General features: G+C 69.8%; 15 protein-coding genes. 6 read left to right on the top strand and 9 right to left on the bottom strand.

Going from position 1 to position 18,669, the window contains the following annotated elements; all coding sequences use genetic code 11:
• Window positions 1–39: 39 nt before the first annotated feature.
• Both IT184_02550 and IT184_02545 read left to right on the top strand, forming a co-directional pair.
• Entirely contained in the window at window positions 40–705 is a 666-nt protein-coding gene (locus IT184_02550; GenBank protein ID MCC7007674.1) for a response regulator transcription factor, read from the top strand.
• A 46-nt stretch (window positions 706–751) separates the two neighbouring features.
• Window positions 752–1,867: a HAMP domain-containing histidine kinase gene (locus tag IT184_02545; protein ID MCC7007673.1), complete on the top strand. Its 1,116-nt coding sequence runs from the start codon at window positions 752–754 to the stop codon at window positions 1,865–1,867.
• Window positions 1,868–1,874: 7 nt separating this feature from the next.
• Here IT184_02545 and IT184_02540 read toward each other — a convergent pair whose 3' ends face one another.
• The 8 genes from IT184_02540 to IT184_02505 form a co-directional block, all read right to left on the bottom strand.
• Window positions 1,875–4,466, bottom strand: coding sequence for an ABC transporter permease (locus IT184_02540; GenBank protein ID MCC7007672.1), 2,592 nt, complete (start codon window positions 4,464–4,466; stop codon window positions 1,875–1,877).
• Window positions 4,463–4,792 carry a PadR family transcriptional regulator gene (locus tag IT184_02535; GenBank protein ID MCC7007671.1) on the bottom strand — a complete coding sequence of 110 codons (330 nt, stop codon included), beginning with the start codon at window positions 4,790–4,792 and terminating at the stop codon, window positions 4,463–4,465. Before IT184_02535 ends, IT184_02540 begins: the two co-directional genes overlap by 4 nt.
• Before the next feature lie 213 nt (window positions 4,793–5,005).
• A complete protein-coding gene (locus IT184_02530) occupies window positions 5,006–7,651 on the bottom strand; it encodes an ABC transporter permease (GenBank protein ID MCC7007670.1) in 2,646 nt (881 codons plus the stop codon).
• A 3-nt stretch (window positions 7,652–7,654) separates the two neighbouring features.
• A complete protein-coding gene (locus IT184_02525) occupies window positions 7,655–7,984 on the bottom strand; it encodes a PadR family transcriptional regulator (protein ID MCC7007669.1) in 330 nt (109 codons plus the stop codon).
• Between the two features lie 403 nt (window positions 7,985–8,387).
• Entirely contained in the window at window positions 8,388–9,137 is a 750-nt protein-coding gene (locus IT184_02520; GenBank protein MCC7007668.1) for a sugar phosphate isomerase/epimerase, read from the bottom strand.
• 558 nt (window positions 9,138–9,695) lie between these two features.
• A complete protein-coding gene (locus IT184_02515) occupies window positions 9,696–12,308 on the bottom strand; it encodes an ABC transporter permease (GenBank protein ID MCC7007667.1) in 2,613 nt (870 codons plus the stop codon).
• Window positions 12,309–12,311: 3 nt separating this feature from the next.
• Window positions 12,312–12,653, bottom strand: coding sequence for a PadR family transcriptional regulator (locus tag IT184_02510; protein ID MCC7007666.1), 342 nt, complete (start codon window positions 12,651–12,653; stop codon window positions 12,312–12,314).
• A gap of 135 nt (window positions 12,654–12,788) precedes the next feature.
• The gene (locus IT184_02505) at window positions 12,789–13,490 is read right to left on the bottom strand and encodes a hypothetical protein (protein MCC7007665.1); all 702 of its coding nucleotides are present in this window, start codon (window positions 13,488–13,490) and stop codon (window positions 12,789–12,791) included.
• A 338-nt stretch (window positions 13,491–13,828) separates the two neighbouring features.
• Between IT184_02505 and IT184_02500 the strand changes: the two genes are divergently transcribed.
• A complete protein-coding gene (locus IT184_02500) occupies window positions 13,829–14,317 on the top strand; it encodes a DUF488 domain-containing protein (GenBank protein MCC7007664.1) in 489 nt (162 codons plus the stop codon).
• A gap of 63 nt (window positions 14,318–14,380) precedes the next feature.
• Here IT184_02500 and IT184_02495 read toward each other — a convergent pair whose 3' ends face one another.
• Window positions 14,381–15,811 carry a nitronate monooxygenase gene (locus tag IT184_02495; GenBank protein ID MCC7007663.1) on the bottom strand — a complete coding sequence of 477 codons (1,431 nt, stop codon included), beginning with the start codon at window positions 15,809–15,811 and terminating at the stop codon, window positions 14,381–14,383.
• A 341-nt stretch (window positions 15,812–16,152) separates the two neighbouring features.
• Here IT184_02495 and IT184_02490 point away from each other — a divergent pair, with 341 nt between their 5' ends.
• Genes IT184_02490 through IT184_02480 form a run of 3 tightly spaced genes read left to right on the top strand, consistent with a single transcriptional unit; the run spans window position 16,153 to window position 18,622 of the window.
• Window positions 16,153–16,473 carry a hypothetical protein gene (locus tag IT184_02490; GenBank protein ID MCC7007662.1) on the top strand — a complete coding sequence of 107 codons (321 nt, stop codon included), beginning with the start codon at window positions 16,153–16,155 and terminating at the stop codon, window positions 16,471–16,473.
• Window positions 16,473–18,146, top strand: coding sequence for an AarF/ABC1/UbiB kinase family protein (locus tag IT184_02485; GenBank protein MCC7007661.1), 1,674 nt, complete (start codon window positions 16,473–16,475; stop codon window positions 18,144–18,146). Before IT184_02490 ends, IT184_02485 begins: the two co-directional genes overlap by 1 nt.
• Window positions 18,147–18,157: 11 nt before the next feature.
• Window positions 18,158–18,622: an archease gene (locus IT184_02480; protein MCC7007660.1), complete on the top strand. Its 465-nt coding sequence runs from the start codon at window positions 18,158–18,160 to the stop codon at window positions 18,620–18,622.
• Window positions 18,623–18,669 lie beyond the last annotated feature (47 nt).

The following is an 18,669-nucleotide window of genomic DNA, read 5'->3' as shown; positions in this document are numbered from 1 at the left end:
ATGCGGACGATATGTCGCGGCCCGTAGCATCGAGGGGCTATGCGCGTGCTGATCGTCGAGGACGAGCCGTATCTGGCGGACGCCATCCGCGATGGCCTGCGTCTGGAAGCGATTGCCGCCGACGTCGCCGGTGACGGGGACACCGCGCTCGAACTGCTGAGCATCAACGTCTACGACATCGCCGTCCTCGACCGCGACATCCCCGGTCCGTCCGGCGACGAGATCGCCAGGCGCATCGTGGCCTCCGGCAGCGGCATGCCGATCCTCATGCTCACTGCCGCCGATCGGCTGGACGACAAGGCGTCCGGCTTCGAGCTCGGCGCCGACGACTACCTCACCAAGCCGTTCGATCTGCGAGAGCTCGTGCTCAGACTTCGAGCCCTCAACCGCAGGCGCGGCTACAACAGGCCGCCCGTCCGCGAGATCGCTGGCCTGCGGCTGGATCCGTTCCGCCGTGAGGTCTACCGCGACGGCCGCTACGTCGCGCTCACGAGAAAACAGTTCGCCGTGCTCGAGGTCCTCGTCGCGGCCGACGGCGGGGTCGTGAGCGCCGAAGAGCTCCTGGCCCGCGCGTGGGACGAGCACGCAGACCCGTTCACCAACGCCGTGCGCATCACGGTCTCGGCTCTGCGCAAACGGCTCGGCGAACCCTGGCTGATTGCCACGGTGCCGGGCGTTGGCTACCGCATCGACACGACGCCGTGAACGCGTCCGTGCGTGAAACGACCCGGCGGGCGTGAGCGAGGTGGTGGTGGATAGAGATCCCGGGCTGAGCGTTCGCCTCAAACTCACGCTGAGCTACGCCGGATTCCTGATGCTGGCCGGCTTCCTGATGCTCGTGGCCGCGTGGTTCGCGGGCCAGCCTGGGCGATCGGTCGATCACCTTCTGTTGCGGTACATTCCCGACGCGGCGATCAGCACGCTCGGGGCTCTGGTGCCCGGGAACCGTGCGTTCCTGCTGCGCGCGTACGCTCCAGCCGCGGCCATCGTGCTGGCATTTCTCCTCGTCTTCGGGCTCGCAGGAGGATGGATTCTCGCGGGCCGCATGCTCGCGCCCTTGAGTCGCATCACCGATGCGACGCGCGCGGCCACGAGCGGATCGCTCGCTCACCGCATCCGGTTGCCGGGCCGGCGGGACGAGTTTCGCGAGCTGGCCGACGCGTTCGACACCATGCTCGAGCGGATCGAGGCCCATGTCGGCGAGCAACGGAGGTTCGCGGCCAACGCTTCCCACGAGTTGCGCACGCCGTTGACGATCACGCAGACCATGCTGGATGTCGCCAGGAACGATCCGGCGAGCGACACCGGCGAGCTCATCGACCGTCTCCGCGTCATCAACACCCGCGCGATCGATCTCACCGAGGCCCTGCTCCTGCTCAGCCGCGCCGACCGGCGGTCCTTCGCTCGAGAGCCTGTCGACTTGTCCCTCGTCGCGGAAGAGGCCACGGAAACGCTGCTCCCCCTCGCCGAAAAGCGCGGCCTCAGCATCGAGACGTCCGGCGACGTGACGCCCACGGTCGGCTCGCACGCACTCCTGCTGCAGATGACGACGAACCTCGTGCACAACGCGATCGTCCACAACCTGCCTGAACGCGGTACCGTCAGGGTGACGACCAGCCTGCAACCGGAAACCGTGGTGCTCATGGTCGAGAACACCGGCGAGACACTGGCTCCAGACCTGGTGTCCACGCTCATGGCGCCCTTTCAACGGGGCACCGAGCGGGTCCGCACCGACCACGCCGGCGTCGGCCTCGGCCTGGCGATCGTCAAGAGCATCGCGACGGCGCACGACGGAACCGTGACGCTCGCACCTCGCGCCGGCGGCGGGCTCCGCGTGACGGTGGAACTGCCGGCGGCGCCGGCATAGTCGCACCTCACTCGGCCTTCAGAGCCCGGACTGGATCGACGCGGGAAGCGTGGATGGCGGGTAGCAGCGACGCCGTCATTGCGAGGACGAAGAGCGCGGCCGCCAAGGGCGCGAGCGTCTCCAGGTCGGGCTCGCGCACCTTGACGGGCAGACCGACCACCATCGAGCTGGCGGCCAGCGCGCCGGCGAGGCCGATGAGCAGGCCAAGGCCGACGATGCGCGCCCCGCGCGCGAGCACGAGCCGTGCGATCGCGGCCCGACGGGCACCGAGCGCCGCTCTCACCGCGAACTCCTGTGTCCGCGACGCGGCCAGATACGCGATCACGCCGTACGTCCCGCTCGCTGCCAGCACCAGGGCGAGCGCAGCGAATGCGGTGACGACCGACAGATACAGCGTGAACTCCGCGAGCGAGTCGGCGATCACCTGATCCATGCCCTTGACGTCGAACACCGCGAGGTCGGGGTTCACGTCGTGTACGACCGAGCGGACGACATCCGTCAGCCCGGCTGGAGCCGTCGTCGTCCGAACGAGGAGCGTCATCCCGAGCTCGGAGATCTGCGACCAGTTCTGCGCGATCGGGAAGTACAGCTCGGGTTCGGCGGGTCGATCGAGCGATGCCTGCCGAACGTCTGCCACCACGCCGACGATGGTGCCGCGGTTGGTGATCTGGCCGACCGGATCGAACCCGGCACAACACCGGCGCGCCAGCGTCTCGTTGATCACGACGGCAGGAGTCGCGCTGGCCGTGTCGTCAGCCGTGAATCCCCGGCCGGATCTGACGGCCACGCGCAGCGTGGCCAGGTAGCCGGGCGTGACGTAGCGCATCTGGATCGGAAACTCTGGTGACAGCCGCGGGCGTCCTCGAACGGCGAAATCGGACGAGCTGCTCGTCCAACCCCAATTCTGGAGCGGCACGAGCTGCGTGACGCCCGCCGCCGCCGTGCCGGGCAATTGCCGGACGCGGTCTTCGATCGCGTAGAACTGGCGAGGATCGGGAGGCGACGCGCCGCGGTAGCCGAGGTGGAACGTCATGACGTTCCGGGTGCTCACGCCGGGATCGACGTTCTTCAACCGGACCAGCTCCCGAACCAGGAGCGCCGCGCCGACCGCGAGCACGAACGCGATGGCGATCTCCGCGACGATCAGGCTGTCGCGCAGCCGGCTCGCGGCCGGACCGGCGGTGGCGCGGCCGGCGCCTTCCCGGATCGAGGACTGAACGTGCGCATCCCGAGCTCCGAGCACCGCGAGCATCGGGATGAGCGCCACCATGATCCCCACGACCGCGGCAGCCGCGATGACGAACCCGACGACCCGCCAGTCGAGCGCGACGTCGTGCGCCCGCGGCAAGTAGGCCGCCGCGACGGTCAGGAACCACCGTGTCGCGAACCAGGCCAGCACGAGTCCGGCCAACGCGCTGGCTGACAGGAGCAGCAGGCTCTCCGCGAGGGCCTGTCGCATCAGGCGCCCACGACCGGCCCCGAGTGCCACGCGAACCGCCACGTGTTGGCTGCGCCGTGTCACCCGTGCCAGCGCCAGCGTGCCCACGTTCGCGCAGGCGAGCGCCAGGAGCAGCACCACGGATCCGAACAGCAGCGCCAGCAGCCGCTGCACGGGCGGCGTGACGATCGCGTCGGCCAGCGGCTCGACGATCACGCGGGTGGGAGGCCCGGGGTGTGGGGCCTCGGCAGCGAGCCGGTCACCCACCGCCGCGGCTTCCTGAGCGGCCGCCTCGATCGAGACGTCCGCCTTGATCCGTCCGACGACCTCTCCGATTCGGTGGATGACCCGGCCGCCGGGGAAGCGCAGCCAGACGTCGGTGCGAGCCGCCGAAGCGACGCCAGGCAGAATCGATGCCGCCGCGTACGGGAACTGAAACGATCGCGGCATCACGCCGACGATCGTGACGCTCCGGTCGGTGAACGCCAGCGTGCGTCCGATCACGTTCGGATCCGATTCCAGGTCTCGCCGCCAGAACTCTTCGCCGATCACGGCCGCATCCGGTGGATCGGACGCCGTGAACGTCCGGCCGAGTCGTGGAGCCGCACCCAATACGCTGAAGAAATCTCCTTCGGCCTGCACTGCCATCACCCGCGTGGATCCGGTTGACGTGCGAAGGTATCGGCCTGCGACCTCGTACCCGGCGATGGCCGCGAACGAGCCCGAGCCGCGGCGCAGGCCGTCGACGTCCGGCACCGCACCGCGCTCCGCGAGGGCGCTCTGACCCGACACCTGCACGAGACGTCCTGCGTCGGGAAACGGCAACGGCCGCAACAGCACGCCGTTGACGACCGTGAAGACGGCGGCGGTGGTGCCGATGCCGAGCGCGAGCGTCGTCACGGCCGTCGTCGTGTACGCGCGATCGGCGACGAATGACCTGAGGCCGTGCCGGAGGTCATGCCCCAGATCGTGGAGCCACCGCCAACCCCACGTGTCGTGCGCCTCTTCCCGAAGCCGTAGGGTATTGCCGAATCGCGCGGGGGTTCCCATCATCGCGCGGTGCGCCTCCATGTCCAGGCGCAGTTGATCCTCGAGCTCCCTCCTGTGGAGGAGGTAGTGCACCCGCCGGTACCACTCGCCGAGGCTCAGCATGGGCGTCACGCCGATTCGAGGAGGAGCGCGATGGCCTTCGCCATCCGTGAGTAGTTCGCGCGTTCGACCTCGAGCTGCTTCCTGCCCGCGGGAGTGAGTCGGTACGCGCGCACGCTCCGGCCGGTGTCCGACACGGTCGCTTCGGCCTTGACCCAACCCTTCAGCAGGAGCTTCTGCAGCGCGGGGTACAACGAGCCTTCTTCGACGCTGAGCGCATCGCTCGAGAGTTGCCGGATGCGTTGAGCGATTCCGTAGCCGTGCAGGGGACCGCGGGCGAGGATCCGCAGGATCAGCATGGCCAGGGTGCCAGGGGGAAGGCCGTCGTTTCGAGGCATAGATTAACTATGCCTATAGGCCAAGCGGGTGTCAAGGCGCTCGGCAAGGTCGGGGGAACTTCGATGCGTCGGCCGCGACGCCTCGAGTCAAGTGATGACAGCGATCGACGCGGGCGTGAGCAAAAGATCCGTCCGCGCCGTGCGAGGCGGCTGGCAACCGACGATCGCCGTGGCGGCTGCGGCTGAAGCGCGCTCCGAGAGGGAAGTGAGCGTCTATTCCTCCCGCAGGGCCCGCATCGGATCGAGCCGCACGGCGCGCGTGGCAGGCAGTGCCGCCGCCGCGACGCAGGCGGCGACGATGATCACCACGCTCGCGAGATAGGCGACGGGATCGGCAACGTGCACGATCGGCGAGATGAACGCGCCGAACGGCGTCGACAGCAATACGGTCGCGAGCGCGGCGGCGAGCACCGTGCCGGCGACGAGCCCGTAGAGCACGGGCCGGGCGGTCTGCGCGAGCACCAAGCGCGTGACGGCTCGCGACGGCGCGCCAAGCGCCATGCGCAAGCCGATTTCCTTGGTGCGCTGCGCCACGAGGTAGGACAACACGCTGAACAGTCCCGACACCGTCAGCAGCAACGCCAGCGCGCCGAGCGCCACGGCAATCGAAAACGCGATCGTCAGGAACACCTTCTCGAGCCGCGCCACCGTTCGCATCGTCACGATCCTGCCGAGGTTCGGATCGATCTTGATGAAATGCTCGATGAGCGTGCGCCTGGCGAGATCCGGATCTCCGGCGATCCGCACCATGGCCGCGGTGTCCGGCGCGTCCAGGCTGGTGGGCATGAACACGCCTGGCTTGTTCCCGGTGAATCGAGAGCCCGTGACGTCTCGCGACACGCCGATGACCGTCACCAGGTGCGAGGAGAATGCCGGCTGATCCTCCGGTTGGCCTTCGGACGGACGATCGGGCTCGAGCCGGAACGTCTCGCCAATCGCGTTGCCGTTCGGCCACAGCGCTCGCGCCGTCGATTCGGAGACGATGACGACCGGAGCGCCGTCGCGTTCGGCCGGCGTGAACGTTCGCCCGCGCAGCATCGGAACGCCCATCACGCCGAAGTAGTCGCCCGATACGAACTTGCAGCGGAGCGGCGTCTTCCCCTGGCCGATGGTGGCAAGCCCGGGTAACGTGTCCAGCATACCTGGCCGTACCGCCGCGTATTGCGTGATGGCGGCGTCCGCCGCGATCGCCTGGAGCATGGCCGTTCGCGTCGGCTCGTTGACCAGCTCGATCATCACCGTGTCGGCGGTGCGAAAGCCCTGGTCGTATTGTGAGGAGGCCATGCCGCTGCGCAGGAAGATCGACGCGCCGATCAGCAGCAGCGCCGAGGCGAACACCTGCACGCCGATCAGCGCATTTCGGGCGCGGCCCGGACGGGCATCCCTGACCAGCTCGCCGCGCAGCGTCCGCACCGGATCGATCCGGGTGGCCTGCAGCGCCGGCAGCAGTGCGAACAACGCGGTGGACGCCACCGCGGCGGCGACGAGGAACAGCGCGACGCGCCAGTCCGCAGCCGGCACGTTGAGGCTCACGTCCCAGATGTCGGCGGGCATCATGCCGACCACCCAGACAACCGCGCCGGTGAGCGCGAGACGCGACACGACATAGCCGCCCGCGGCGGCGACGAGCGCGAGCAGCAGGCTCTCGGTCATCAGTTGACGGACGATGCGCCCACGCGACGCGCCAATCGAGAGACGGATGCCGATCTCACGCTGGCGGGCGACGCCGCGCGCGAGCAGCAGATTGGCGACGTTGGCGCACCCGATCAACAGAATCAAACCGAAGGCGATGAACAACGGCGCGAACAGCATCACCGCTTCCATCGGACGCGGCACCGTGCCTCGATGGGGAAGCACGTCGATCGTGGCGGCCGCGGCGGCACGCCGTTCGGCGGTCGATGCCGGCGCGTTGGCGCTCCACGCACGCAGTTGCGCGCGTGCGCTGTCCCCGGACACGCCAGGCTTCAGCCGGCCGGCGATCTCCACGACAGCGCTGCTCTCGCGTCCGCGCTGATTGGGCCGGAACGCGCCGAGCTGCGCGAGAGGCGCCCAGAAATCGGGCGCACCCACGACGAGACCGCGGAACCCTTCCGGCATGACGCCGACGACCGTGAACGGCACGCCGCCGACGAGCACCGTGCGGCCGATCACGTCCGGATCGCGATCGAAGCGACGATGCCATCCCTTGTCGCTCAACACGATGACCGGGTTGCCGCCATTCGGCGCGTCATCAGCGGCAGTCAGCGCGCGTCCCATCGACGGGCGGACACGCACCAGATCGAAGAAACTGGCGGTGACGAGCGTCACGGCCATCGCCCGGCCATCCACACGCAGATCGATGCCGGACACGGCGGCGTAGGCGTCGGTGAACACCGACGTGTCCCGGCGCAACGACTCGAAATCGGCACGGGTGAGCGACGATTGTCCGTCGGTGCCCGGTTGCAGCCGTTCGACCGCGTAGAACTGCTCGACGTCCGGGACGCGATCGGTGCGGAACAGGAACGTATTGAGGAACGTGAACAGCACCGCGACGACGCCGAGGCCGATGGCGATCGTCGCGACGACGGTCGCCGAGGCGAGCGGCGCGTGCGCGAACGAGCGCACCGCGCAGCGAAGATCGCGGAGGGCGTCGTCGACGAACGCGGTGCCGCGCTGGTCCCGGCACTCGTCGGCGACGAGCGGAACCGAACCGAACCGCGCGTGCGCGCGGGCGCGCGCCGTCGCGGGCGCCATGCCCTCGTCGATCAGCTTTCGCGCCTCGCGATCGACGTGGAAGGCGAGCTCGTCGCGGAGGTCGCGCTCGGCCTGGCGGGGCGCGAGCAGCGCCCGCGCGCGAAGCTTCACGTCGCGCAGGTCCATCGCTCACGCCAGCTTCATGACGCGGCCAATGGCCGCGGCCATGCGCGCCCACGCGCGCGTTTCGACGGCGAGCTGGCGCCGGCCCGACGCCGTGAGCCGGTAGAACTTCGCGCGCCGGCCGAGCTCGGACACCGCCCATTCGGCCTCGATCCAGCCGCGGTGCTCGAGGCGATGGAGCGCCGGATACAGCGACCCCTGGGTGATCTGAAGCACGTCCCCGGAGATCTGCTGGATACGTTCCGAGATCATCCAGCCGTGCAGCGTGTCCTTCTGCAGCGTCCGGAGAATCAGCATGTCGAGGGTGCCGGGAAGCAGATCCGGTGCGGCAGCCATTGATGTCGAATGACGACACTATCGCTGTTGGTGTCGACTGTCAACAGCAAGAAGCCGCGCGGTCGAGAGGCCGCCTCGAGGCGCTCGAAGCTCCACACCGGGCCGCGCGCGATGAGCGCCCAGAGTGTGTGTCACAACTCGGTGAGCGCGGTCCTGTCGCCGGACAGCCCACGTGGTGCTCGGCGCAACGGTCGTGATCACGGGGCGTCGCCTGCGCGCCACGCAGGTCGGCCCCGTCCGGCGCCACCGCCGCCGCGGGAGTCGGAGCCGTCCCGCTGGATTCTCAGCCCCTGATGGAACCGCGGGTCGTCGTAGGCGCTGGCAATCGATGTCCCTCGAGCGCCGCGTCGATCGCTTCCAGCCGCCGCACGCGCGTCCGCGCTTTGCCAGCCGCGACGCCGATCTACAGCGTGGCGACCAACACGTCGTAGACGTCCTGGACGTTCTTGTAGGGATCGCCGGGAAGCTCGTTCTCGATCGAGTACAAACCGCGGTAGCCGAGCTCCTTCGTGAGGCGCACGAGGTCGGCCAGGTCGTACGTCGGCGGATTCAGCATCTTCATGTGGCAGTTGCCGTCGGTGAACGGGAACATCGCCCGCATCCCGGCTTTGACGTGCGCCTCGTCGCCGCCGAAGCCGCCGACATCTGGGTTCGTGTAGGCGCCGCCGCCGCGCAGCACCTCGGTCAGGAGCACGAAGTCGTCGTCGCGCGGTTCGGCGCCGACCATGATGTTCTTCGTCTTCGCGTACGCCGTCATCCGGCGCAGCACCTCGATGGCCGTCGCCTTGTTCTCCTGCGTCAGCCGGCCCTGATTGATCATCACGCGCGGCGACCCGAGCACGACGGCGTGATCGATCCAGGCGCGAGTGAGATCCACGGCCTGCGCCCGCAGCGCCGGGGTCGTTGCCGCGATGTTCATGTTGCCGAGCTCGAGGTTGATGTTGCTGATGCGAGACCTGGTCTTCGCGAGCCGATCGAGGAACGTCTTGAAGAACGACGCTTCGGTGGACTCGAAGTAGTTGTGCTGCATCTCGATGTTGTGGACCTTGTAGCGATCCGCGAACATCTCGGGCAGCTCGAGCACCTCGAGCGTGCGCTCTGGGCTGGCGGCCTGGCCCGGCACCTTCAGGACGCGCGCGAAGCTGTAAGCCATGATCCCAATGCGGTCCAGGGTCGCGGCCGACGCGCCACCGCGCCCTGCCTGACGTCCCCAGACACGCGCTGTTGCCCCCACCGCTGCCGTCGATCCCAGGAGAAATGTCCGTCGGTCCATTCGAGTCCCTCGCGTCGCATCATTGTACGGCAGAGATGACAGGGACCGGAGGCGAGGAACGAGCGTCCTGAAGCCTTTCGACCGAGAAACGACCGTTCACTTCTCGATGCGGGTGCACGCGCGGCCAGTGCTCGACGTGCAGGACGCGACGAAGCAGCCTCAGACGTCAGTGCGGCGGCGTCAGCAGCGAGGAACGAGCAGTCAGGAGCGAGAAAAGAGCCGTCAGGAGCGAGGAAAGCGCCGTTAGGAGCGAGAAAAGAGCAGTCACGAGCGAGGAAAGAGCCGTCAGCAGCGGGTGATCGGCGCTCCGCGAGCACTCGACCGCAGAATCGCGAGAAAGTCAGCGACGTGAACGGACGTCACGGTGCGTCGGCGCGGCCATCGCATCGATCCCCGCGTCGTGTGGGCGTGCGATCGACCCGCGCAGCGTACGGAGGTCTACTCGTGTCGCAACGCCATCAGCGGATCAACACGAGCAGCCCGGCGGGTTGGAACCCAAGCGGCCATCAGGGCGGCCGTCGTGAGGACGGCCGCCGCGACGGTGAAGACCGCCGGATCGATCGGCCCGACGCCAAAGACGAGGTCGCGTGCGAGGGGCGTCACCAGGGCGGCACCGGCGGCGCCGGCGGCGAGACCGGGTACGAGCATCCACGCGACGTCCTGGAGCACGAGACCAACGATCGAGCCGCGCGTGGCGCCGAGCGCCATGCGCACGCCGAGCTCGGTGGTACGCCGCGCGACCTGGAAGGCGAGCATCGAGAAGATGCCGATGCCGGCGATGACGAGGGCGAGCACGCCGAACAGGCCGCCGAGCGTCGCGAGGATTCGCTCCGCGGGAATCGCGCGGTCGATGAGCGTGTCGTAGGTCAGCGTGCGCTGCACCTGCAGCGCGGGATCGGTCCGGCCAATCGCGGACGCGACCGCCGACGCGAGGCGAGCAGGATCGCCGCCACTGGCTGCGCGCACCAAGTAGGCATAGCCGGCTGCCTGGTCTTCGGTCGCGCGTTGCGCCGCCGCGACGTACATCGTCTCCTCGTGCCCATCGCGCAGGTCGTCGTACGTGGCGTCGCCGACGACGCCAACGATGTCGTAGCTCGTGTTCACCGAGGTCACCCGGCGGCCGATGGGCGACTGGCTTCCGAAGAATCGCCGCGCGAAGCTCTCGTTGACCACGGCCACCGCCGGCGCAACGCGTGTGTCACGGCGGTCGAAGTCCCGGCCCGCCAGCACGCGGATGCCGAGCGTGGCGAAGTAGCCGGGCGTGACGGCATTGAACGTCGTGTTCGCGCCGCCGGGTCGCCACGCGTCGGCCGGCAACTCAATCGCCCTGGTCCAGTTGTTGCCGCTGACCGGCAGCACCACTGCGGCCGCGGCCGACCGCACACCGGGAATCGCCGTCAGGCTGCTGACGAGATGGTCGACGAGGGGCACGTTGCGTTCGGCGGGAATCGGCGTGATGGCGCGGATGGACACGACCAACACGCCCTTGGCGTCGAACCCGCGCTCGACCGCGTAGAGCTTGATGAGCGAGCCGACGAACAAGGTCGCGCAGACGACGAGCACCATCGAGATCGCGATTTGGGTCGTGACGAGCGTGCGTCCCAGGCGGCCGCGGCCGACGGCCCGCACCTGCCTGAGCGCCGGCATCACGCTCTCGCGCAGGGCCTGGAGCGCCGGCAGGGAGCCCGCGAGCACGGCGACGCCAAGCGCGACGATCGCCGTGAAGCTGAGCACCCGCCAGTCGGGCGCGACTGACAGATCCAGTTCGCGTCCGTTGACGAACATCACCGCGAGGCCCTGGCTGAGCCAGCCGGCGGCCACGAGCCCGGCACCGCCGCCGATCACGGCGAGCACGAGGCTCTCGGCGAGGAACTGACGCAAGAGCCGGCCCCGCGCCGCGCCGATGGCCAAGCGGATCGAGATCTCGCGATGCCGCGCCACCGCTCGCGCCACGAGCAGGCCGGCGACGTTGATCGATGCCAGGAGCAGCACGAGCGTGACCGCGCCCATCAGGATGATCAGCGGCTGACCCAAGTCGGCGCGGAACTCGTTGATGCCGTCAGGCGACGCGATGGCGCCCACTCGCCGGTTGCGCAGTTCGTCGCGCAGCCCGCTCGGCGCCGCGCCGGCGATCGGCTCGATGAACGCCTGCCACAGACCCTGGGCTTCGGCGCCGGCCTGCGCGATCGTGACGCCGGGTGCGAGCCGTGCCATCAGCTTCAGGAAGTTGTTCGTCGCCTCGCCGCGTTGCGCGGCACTCGTCATCAGCACGAGCGGCAGCACGACGTCCGGCGCGGTCCCGACGCGGACGCTCCGGAACGACGCCGGCAGCACGCCGACGATCGTGAACACGCGATCGGCCACCCTGACGGTCCGGCCGACGACCGACGGATCGCGACTGAAGCGCCGCTGCCAATAGCCGTCGCTGATCACGGCGGCCGGTTCCGGTGCAGGGTGCCGGTCCTCATTGGCGAGCAGCCGGCCGGCGGCGGGCCGGATGCCGAGCACGTCGAAGTAGGCGCCGGACACGAGATCGGCCGACACGAGCTCGGGCTCGCCGTCGACGAGGATGGTGGTGCGCGTGGAACTGAAGGCAAACGCCGCGGTGATCGACCGCAGGTGGTCGCGCAGGTGCTCGAACAGCGGAAACGAGACGTTCGCCGCTCGTCCATCCGGCGTCAACCGCGTGATCTGAACGAGCCCATCCGGATCGGCGACCGGCAGCGGGCGCAACAGCACCGCGTTGACGAGGCTGAAGACCGCGCTGGTGGCGCCGATGGCGAGCGCTAGCGACAGGGCGGTCGCCGCGGCGAAGCCCGGGCTGCGGCCCAGCGTTCGCAGCGCGTACTGCACGTCGCGCGCACCATCCTCGATCCACCGCCCGCGCACGTCCCGAGAGGCCTCTTCGAGGCTGGCAAGATTGCCGAACTCGAGGAAGGCGCGGCGCTCGGCCGCGCGGCGGTCCAGGCCGCCTGCCACGTAGTCGTCGATCAGCCGATCCCGATGGAACGCGAGCTCGTCACGCGTGCGAGCTCGGCGCAGCCGCCACATGGCTCACTCGGCTGCGGCGAGCACGCCGGAGATGGCCGCCGACAGCCGGTCCCAGTTCGCGCGCTGTTCCTGGAGTTGCGCCCGGCCGAGACGGGTGAGCGTGTAGAAGCGCGCCTCGCGTCCCGTGTCGGACGCCGCCCACTCGGCCTCGAGCCAGCGGCGCTTCTCGAGCCGGTGCAACGCGGGGTAGAGCGAGCCCTGCTGCACCTGGAGCACGTTCGCCGACATCTGCTGTAGCCGCTGCGCGATGGCGTACCCGTGGATCGGGCCGAGCGCGACGACTTTGAGGATGAGCACGTCGAGCGTGCCCTGGAGCAGATCCGATTTCGGCGAGTCGGCCGGCATGCAAAGACGTTCTACATGTACACATGTAGGATGTCAAGGCATCAGCGATGGCGGGCGAGAGGCAAGGACAGAGGGCCGCGTGAGCGCGATCGGGCCCGCGCTCGAAGCCTCGCGCGCGCGTCCGCCGCCGGCCGTTCACTCGGCGATCAGCCGGACCTGTCCGACGCCGCCGTGCACATCGACGCCGATCGTCACCGGCCCGGACGTCACGCGTGGGTTCCTCCAGCGGCCGTCGGCGCGCTCCAGGCCTTGGACTTCGACCGAGCCGATGCCGCCGGTCGCCATCGCGGAGATCGCGACGGTCGCAGGCAGGTAGATCGTCGCCTGGCCGACGCCGCCCTCGACCTCCACCTTGTAGCTCTGCGCCGGCGTGCCGCGCAGGTCGAGATCGACCCGTCCGGCGCCGACGCTGATCTTCACGTCCCGGAGCCGGAGCCTGCCCAGCTCGAGCTTGGCTTCGCCGGCACCGAGGTGCGCCTCCACTTCGACCGGCACCGTGTCGTTGAGCGCGAGGTCCCAGCGGTTCTCCGGCCGTCCGACCGCGATCGACTTCGATGGCTGGGTAACCGCGATCTCCACGGCCGATCCGAACGTGTTCTGTTCAATCGACGGCTTCCATTCCGGCACGTTGTAGGCGAAGTCGGCCTCGAGGAGCGTCGGCGCGCCGCCGCGCACCTGGAGCGTGCCCGCGCCGACGTCGACCTTCACGCGCGCGACCTCCGCCTTCGCGAGCGCGATTGTCCGGTGCTCGCGTGTCGTCGGACCGTCCGAGACGCGGCTGACCGAGCAGGCGGCAAGCAATGCCGCTGACGTGAAGACGATGGCGCGATTCGGCATGAGAGGGATCACCTGGTCGACGATACGCCTGCTTGGGCCGCGACGACGTGGAAAAAGGTGGGGCGAGCCCGCCAGCGCGACGAGACGGCCGATCGGCGTCATTCGTGGAATACCGCCGAACTCCGGTGGCGACCGTCGAGTGGCCTCGCCGGCGCTCTCAGGCGAACCGCCTCCGTGCAGCCGGCTTCGTCGCGAGTTCAACCGCACCGCTGGGTGCTCACCCGACCGCGTGCCGAGCGTGGCCCGCCGTGTAGGCTGGTGATGTGACGACCAGGAACCTCTCGCTCGTCGCGTTCACGATCGGCCACTCGACGCGTGCCATCGACGACTTTCTCGCGATGCTGAAGGGACACGACGTGGCGCGGCTGGTCGACGTCCGCACGATCCCGAAGTCGCGGCACAACCCGCAGTTCGCGCGCGAGGCGCTCGCCGCGTCGCTCGACGCTGCCGGAGTCCGCTATACGCACATGCCCGGGCTCGGTGGCCTGCGGCGCCCGCGGCGCGACTCGCCGAACACCGCCTGGCGCAACGCGAGCTTCCGCGGCTATGCCGACTACATGCAGACACTCGAGTTCCAGTCGTACCTGAGGGAAGCGCTCGCGCTCACCCGCGCCGAACGGTGCGCGTTCATGTGCGCCGAGGCCGTGCCGTGGCGCTGTCATCGCTCGTTGCTGGCCGACGCCCTCATGGTTCACGGCATCGAGGTGCGAGAGATCGCCAGCGCCACGTCGGCGACCCTTCACGAGCTCACGCCTTGGGCTCATGTCGATGGCACGCGCGTGACCTACCCTGGAGACCCCGCGTTGCCGGAGATGGAGCGGAGCTGACGTGCGAAGCGGATCGAGGTGTGCGACCGGTGCGATGACGCCGCCGAGCCGATTGGCGTCCGTTCAGGCTGGCGTTGGCTCCGTCAAACGCGCGATGACGTCCGACGCGCTGTAGCGCCGACGGCCGGGCGGCAGGAAGACGCCGATGCCCGTGAGGGCGTCGCCGGCGGTCACCAACGCGGGTTCCGGTTCGCGCCCGCGCATCTGGCCGAGGCCGATGTTGGCCATGAGCGCGTTGCAGATGCACTTGCGTCCGGCGGTGTCCTCGACGGTGCCGCCCTTCGAGACGTAGGCGCTGACCGGCTCGGCTGGACATCGGAAACCGACGCGGCCGTCCGGTTGCCGGTAGGCCTCGCGAAGGTACCCGAGGTCGCACACGCGAGCCCGCGCGTCGTAGACTGGCGCCTCCGACAGCGTCCCCTCGAGGCGCACGACCTTGAACGGAAACGAGGCCGGCGAGGCGACTGGATCGGTGAAGACGCGCGCCGTCCGACGCCCGACCTCCTCGATCAGCGCCTGCTTGAGGTCGTCGCGCAACCCGGACTCGTCGCAGAAGGCGAACGCGGTGCCGACCTGGATGCCGGCGGCACCGAGCGCCCGCGCCTCGCACAGCGCACCGGGCCGGCCGAACCCGCCCGCCAGCCAGAAGGGCAGCCCGAGCGCGCGCAGCCGCTCGAGGTCGACGACGTCGCGTTCGCCGTACACCGGCTCGCCGCGCTCGTTGAGCTGCAGCCGGCCTCTCGGCGGCGCGTTGTGGCCGCCGGCCGTCGGGCCCTCGACGACGAAGCCGTTGACGACGCCGTTGGACTTCTTGAGCAGGGCGGCGGCGAGCACGTGCGACGACACGATGGCGAGAAACGTCGGCCGCCGGAGCGGCCCGCCGCGTTCGGCCTCCGTGAGGAACGCCGCTGGATCGAACGCGAGCGTCGTGTCCTCGTCGGCCGCGCCCGTCACCTGCAGCGGATACTCGGCCGGCTCGTGGCGGGCGAGTCGATCGAGCACGCCCGGAATCTTCACGGGCACGCCCGCCCCCATGATCACGTAGTCGACGCCGGCCAGCATCGCCCCGTAGATCGACGGCAGGTGCGGTACCTGGATCTTCTCGAGGAAGTTGATGCCGACGGCGCCAGGATGTCCCTCGCGCGCGAGGAACACCTCGACGAAGTTGGCGGCGATGCAGAGCTCGGCGAGGTCGCGCGGCGTGTGCCGCTCGTGGAGCGGCAGCACGACGAAGGGGCGTGCCGGCGCCTTGCCGCCCTCGACGTAGTAGCGCGACACGATCCGTTCGGCGATGCCGGGCGCGGGGAACGCGGCCAGCGCCCGCCGCATGTGCCCCCCGGGATCGCCGACCTGCAGGCGCCGGACGAGGATGACGTCGAGCGCCGTGCCCGACACCACGCCGAGATGTCCGAGCGACGACACCGCGTTCGCGAGGCGCCAGTCCGAGACGCCCGCCCCCATGCCGCCCTGGATAATCGCCGGTAACGTGTGCATGCTGACTCCCGCTCGAGTCAGCCCATGCGCTCGAGGATGATTGGTCAGTATAGACCGCCATCCGCGAAGGCAACTTTGAGCGGCGACAAGCATCGGCGCGGTGCGGCGCCCGCGCGGCCGCGACCGGAGCCGAGCTGTCGTGTCGAGCACGCGCGCGCGAGCCGATCGGCGGCCCGTGCACCGGCCATTCCCACGGCCCGCCGTGATTTCTTCGAGGCGGGCCCGATTGGCAGCGTTCGACCGCCGGCGCCGACTCGCCCTCCTCCGCGCCGCGTCGTGGCAAGGTCGTTGCTTCGTGCCTGATCCATCTGTCGGGCCACATCCGCAGAGGGGAGGGCGACGTGCTGAACACCGTTCGGATGCTGTTGCTGGGTGCGGCGGGCGCGATCGAGCTGACCGAGGAGAAAGTCCGCGCCATTGCGGACGACTTCGTCCGTCGCGGTGAGCTGGCCGCCGACGAGGCGCGCGAGCTGACCGCGCAATGGGTGCGCGGGCGGGCCACTCGCCGCGACGAGCTGGACGACCGGATCCGCGAGGCCGTCGTCGACGCGCTCGGCCAGGCGAACGTCGCGTCGCAGGCGAGCGTGGTCGATCTCGAGCGCCGGATCGCGGCAATCGAGCACGCGTTCGCTCGCGTCGCCGCGCCGGGCGACGAACGGTGATGTCCACCGGCGCCGGGACCTCGACTGCCCGGCGGACCCGCGAGGTCGCCGGCGTGCTGGCGCGCCACGGCTTTGCCGACGTGGTCCACGCGCTCCGCCTCGATCGGTACCTCGGCTGGGGAGCACGGGTGCTGCCCGAGCGCGCCCGAATCGATCCGGCGATCTCGCGCGCCGCCCGCGTGCGGCTCGTGCTCGAAGAGCTCGGGCCCACCTTCGTGAAGTTCGGTCAGGCCCTCAGCGTGCGATCCGATCTGCTGCCGGCCGACCTCGTCGAGGAGCTGGCCAAGCTCCAGGAACACGTGGCGACGCTTCCGGCGGGCGCGGCCCAAGCCGCCATCGAAGCAGAGCTGGGCGGGCCACTCGCGTCCCGGTTTGCCGAGTTCGCCGGCGAGCCGATCGCGGCGGCGTCGATCGCGCAGGTGCATCGGGCGGTCACGCTCGACGGCCAGGCCGTCGCCGTCAAGGTCCGCCGGCCCGGCATCGAGCGCACGATCGCAGGCGACATCGACATCCTGCGTCATCTGGCGCGGCTGCTCGAACGTCACGTGCCGGCGGCGGCTCTCTTCGATCCGTCGGGTCTCGTGGAGGAGTTCTCGCGGACCATCCGCGCCGAGCTGGACTTCGTCCGCGAGGGCCGGAACCTCGAACGCTGTGCGGCCAACTTCGCCGGCGATCCCACCGTCCGCTTCCCGCGCGTCCACTGGGATCGCACCACGACGCGTGTCCTGACGATGGAGTATCTGGAGGGGTTGAAGGCGGCCGAGCTGGACGCGACCGGCGTGGGACCCTACGCCCGCGCCGTGATCGCCCGGCGCGGCGCGGACGCGATGCTGACCCAGGTGCTCGTCCACGGCTTCTTCCATGCCGATCCGCATCCCGGCAACCTGCTCGTGATGGACGGCAACGTCATCGGCTTCCTCGACCTCGGCATCGTCGGTCGGCTCGACGAGCGGACGCGGCATGCGCTGGCGCGCGTGATCCGAGCCATCTGGCGGCGTGATCAGGCCGAGTTGGCGGGCCTCGCGCTCGAGATTACCGAGCCGCAGGGCGAGGTGAACGTGCGCGCGCTCGAGCGCGATCTCGGTGCGCTCGTCGAGACGTACGGCAATCTCGCGCTCGGCGATCTGTCGGCCGCCGACGTGCTCGCCGACATCGTCGCGACGCTGCGGCGGCACCAGCTTCGCATGCCGTCCAACCTGGTGCTCCTGGTGAAAGCGCTCGTCACCATCGAGGCGGTCGGCCGGCGGCTCGACCCGGCGTTCAAGATGATCGAGCACGCGGCGCCCCTCGCCGAGCGGCTCTGGCAGCGCGAGCTCGCGCCCGATGCGCTCGGCCGTCGCGTGCTCGAGGCGCTGCAGCAGACGCTGCACGCGGTGCGGGCCATGCCGCAGCACCTCGACGTCATCGGCCGCAAGGTGCGCGACGGCCGGCTGGAGATCCGGTTCGTGCACCGGAACCTCGAGCACTTCGTCACCGAGATGGATCGATCGAGCAACCGGCTGGCGTTCGCGATGATCATCGCCGCGTTGATCGTCGGGTCGTCGCTCGTGATCCAGGCAGGGCGCGGCGTGGCGGCGTACGGATACCCGGTGCTCGGCCTTGCGGGCTTCGTCGTGGCCGCGGTGTTCGGCATCCGGCTGGCGATCGGCATCATGCGATCGGGCCGGCTGTGACGGTGGAGCCGATGGCGACGGCAGGTGGTGCTCGCGCGCGCGGCCGGCCGGGATCGGAGCGGAACTACTGGGAGCACTTCGCCCACGGCGCGGACGTCGGCGTCCGCGGGGTCGGGCGGACGCTGGCAGATGCGTTCGCGCAAGCCGCCGTCGCGCTGACCGCCGTCGTCTGCGACCCGGCCGCGGTGCGCTCCCGTCAGGTGTCGGAGATCGTCTGCCGCGCCCCGGCCCTGGACCTGCTGTTCGTCGACTGGTTGAACGCGCTGGTGTACGCGATGGCGACCGAGCATCTGCTGTTCGGGGAGTTCGAGGTGCGCGTCGAGGGCACGGAGGTCCACGCGCTCGTCCGCGGCGAACCGGTGGATCCGCTGCGACACGAGCCAGCCGTCGAGGTGAAGGGCGCGACGCACACGGCGCTCGAGGTTGCGCAGCAGGCCGACGGGCGGTGGATCGCGCAGTGCGTGGTGGACGTGTGACGTCGGTCCGCGCCCGACGTCACGTCGTCCGCTGCGCATGATGCGCC

This window comes from Acidobacteriota bacterium (assembly GCA_020853395.1).
GTDB lineage: Bacteria > Acidobacteriota > Vicinamibacteria > Vicinamibacterales > SCN-69-37 > JADYYY01.
This window is presented reverse-complemented; position numbering and strand designations above follow the sequence as displayed.

Coding starts and splice junctions, on each gene's coding strand:
- IT184_02550 (MCC7007674.1), top strand. CDS start 40: ATGCGCGTGCTGATCGTCGAGGACGAGCCGTATCTGGCGGACGCCATC.
- IT184_02535 (MCC7007671.1), bottom strand. CDS start 4,792: ATGCCTCGAAACGACGGCCTTCCCCCTGGCACCCTGGCCATGCTGATC.
- IT184_02530 (MCC7007670.1), bottom strand. CDS start 7,651: ATGGACCTGCGCGACGTGAAGCTTCGCGCGCGGGCGCTGCTCGCGCCC.
- IT184_02525 (MCC7007669.1), bottom strand. CDS start 7,984: ATGGCTGCCGCACCGGATCTGCTTCCCGGCACCCTCGACATGCTGATT.
- IT184_02520 (MCC7007668.1), bottom strand. CDS start 9,137: ATGGCTTACAGCTTCGCGCGCGTCCTGAAGGTGCCGGGCCAGGCCGCC.
- IT184_02515 (MCC7007667.1), bottom strand. CDS start 12,308: ATGTGGCGGCTGCGCCGAGCTCGCACGCGTGACGAGCTCGCGTTCCAT.
- IT184_02510 (MCC7007666.1), bottom strand. CDS start 12,653: ATGCCGGCCGACTCGCCGAAATCGGATCTGCTCCAGGGCACGCTCGAC.
- IT184_02505 (MCC7007665.1), bottom strand. CDS start 13,490: ATGCCGAATCGCGCCATCGTCTTCACGTCAGCGGCATTGCTTGCCGCC.
- IT184_02500 (MCC7007664.1), top strand. CDS start 13,829: ATGCTGAAGGGACACGACGTGGCGCGGCTGGTCGACGTCCGCACGATC.
- IT184_02495 (MCC7007663.1), bottom strand. CDS start 15,811: ATGCACACGTTACCGGCGATTATCCAGGGCGGCATGGGGGCGGGCGTC.
- IT184_02485 (MCC7007661.1), top strand. CDS start 16,473: ATGTCCACCGGCGCCGGGACCTCGACTGCCCGGCGGACCCGCGAGGTC.
- IT184_02480 (MCC7007660.1), top strand. CDS start 18,158: ATGGCGACGGCAGGTGGTGCTCGCGCGCGCGGCCGGCCGGGATCGGAG.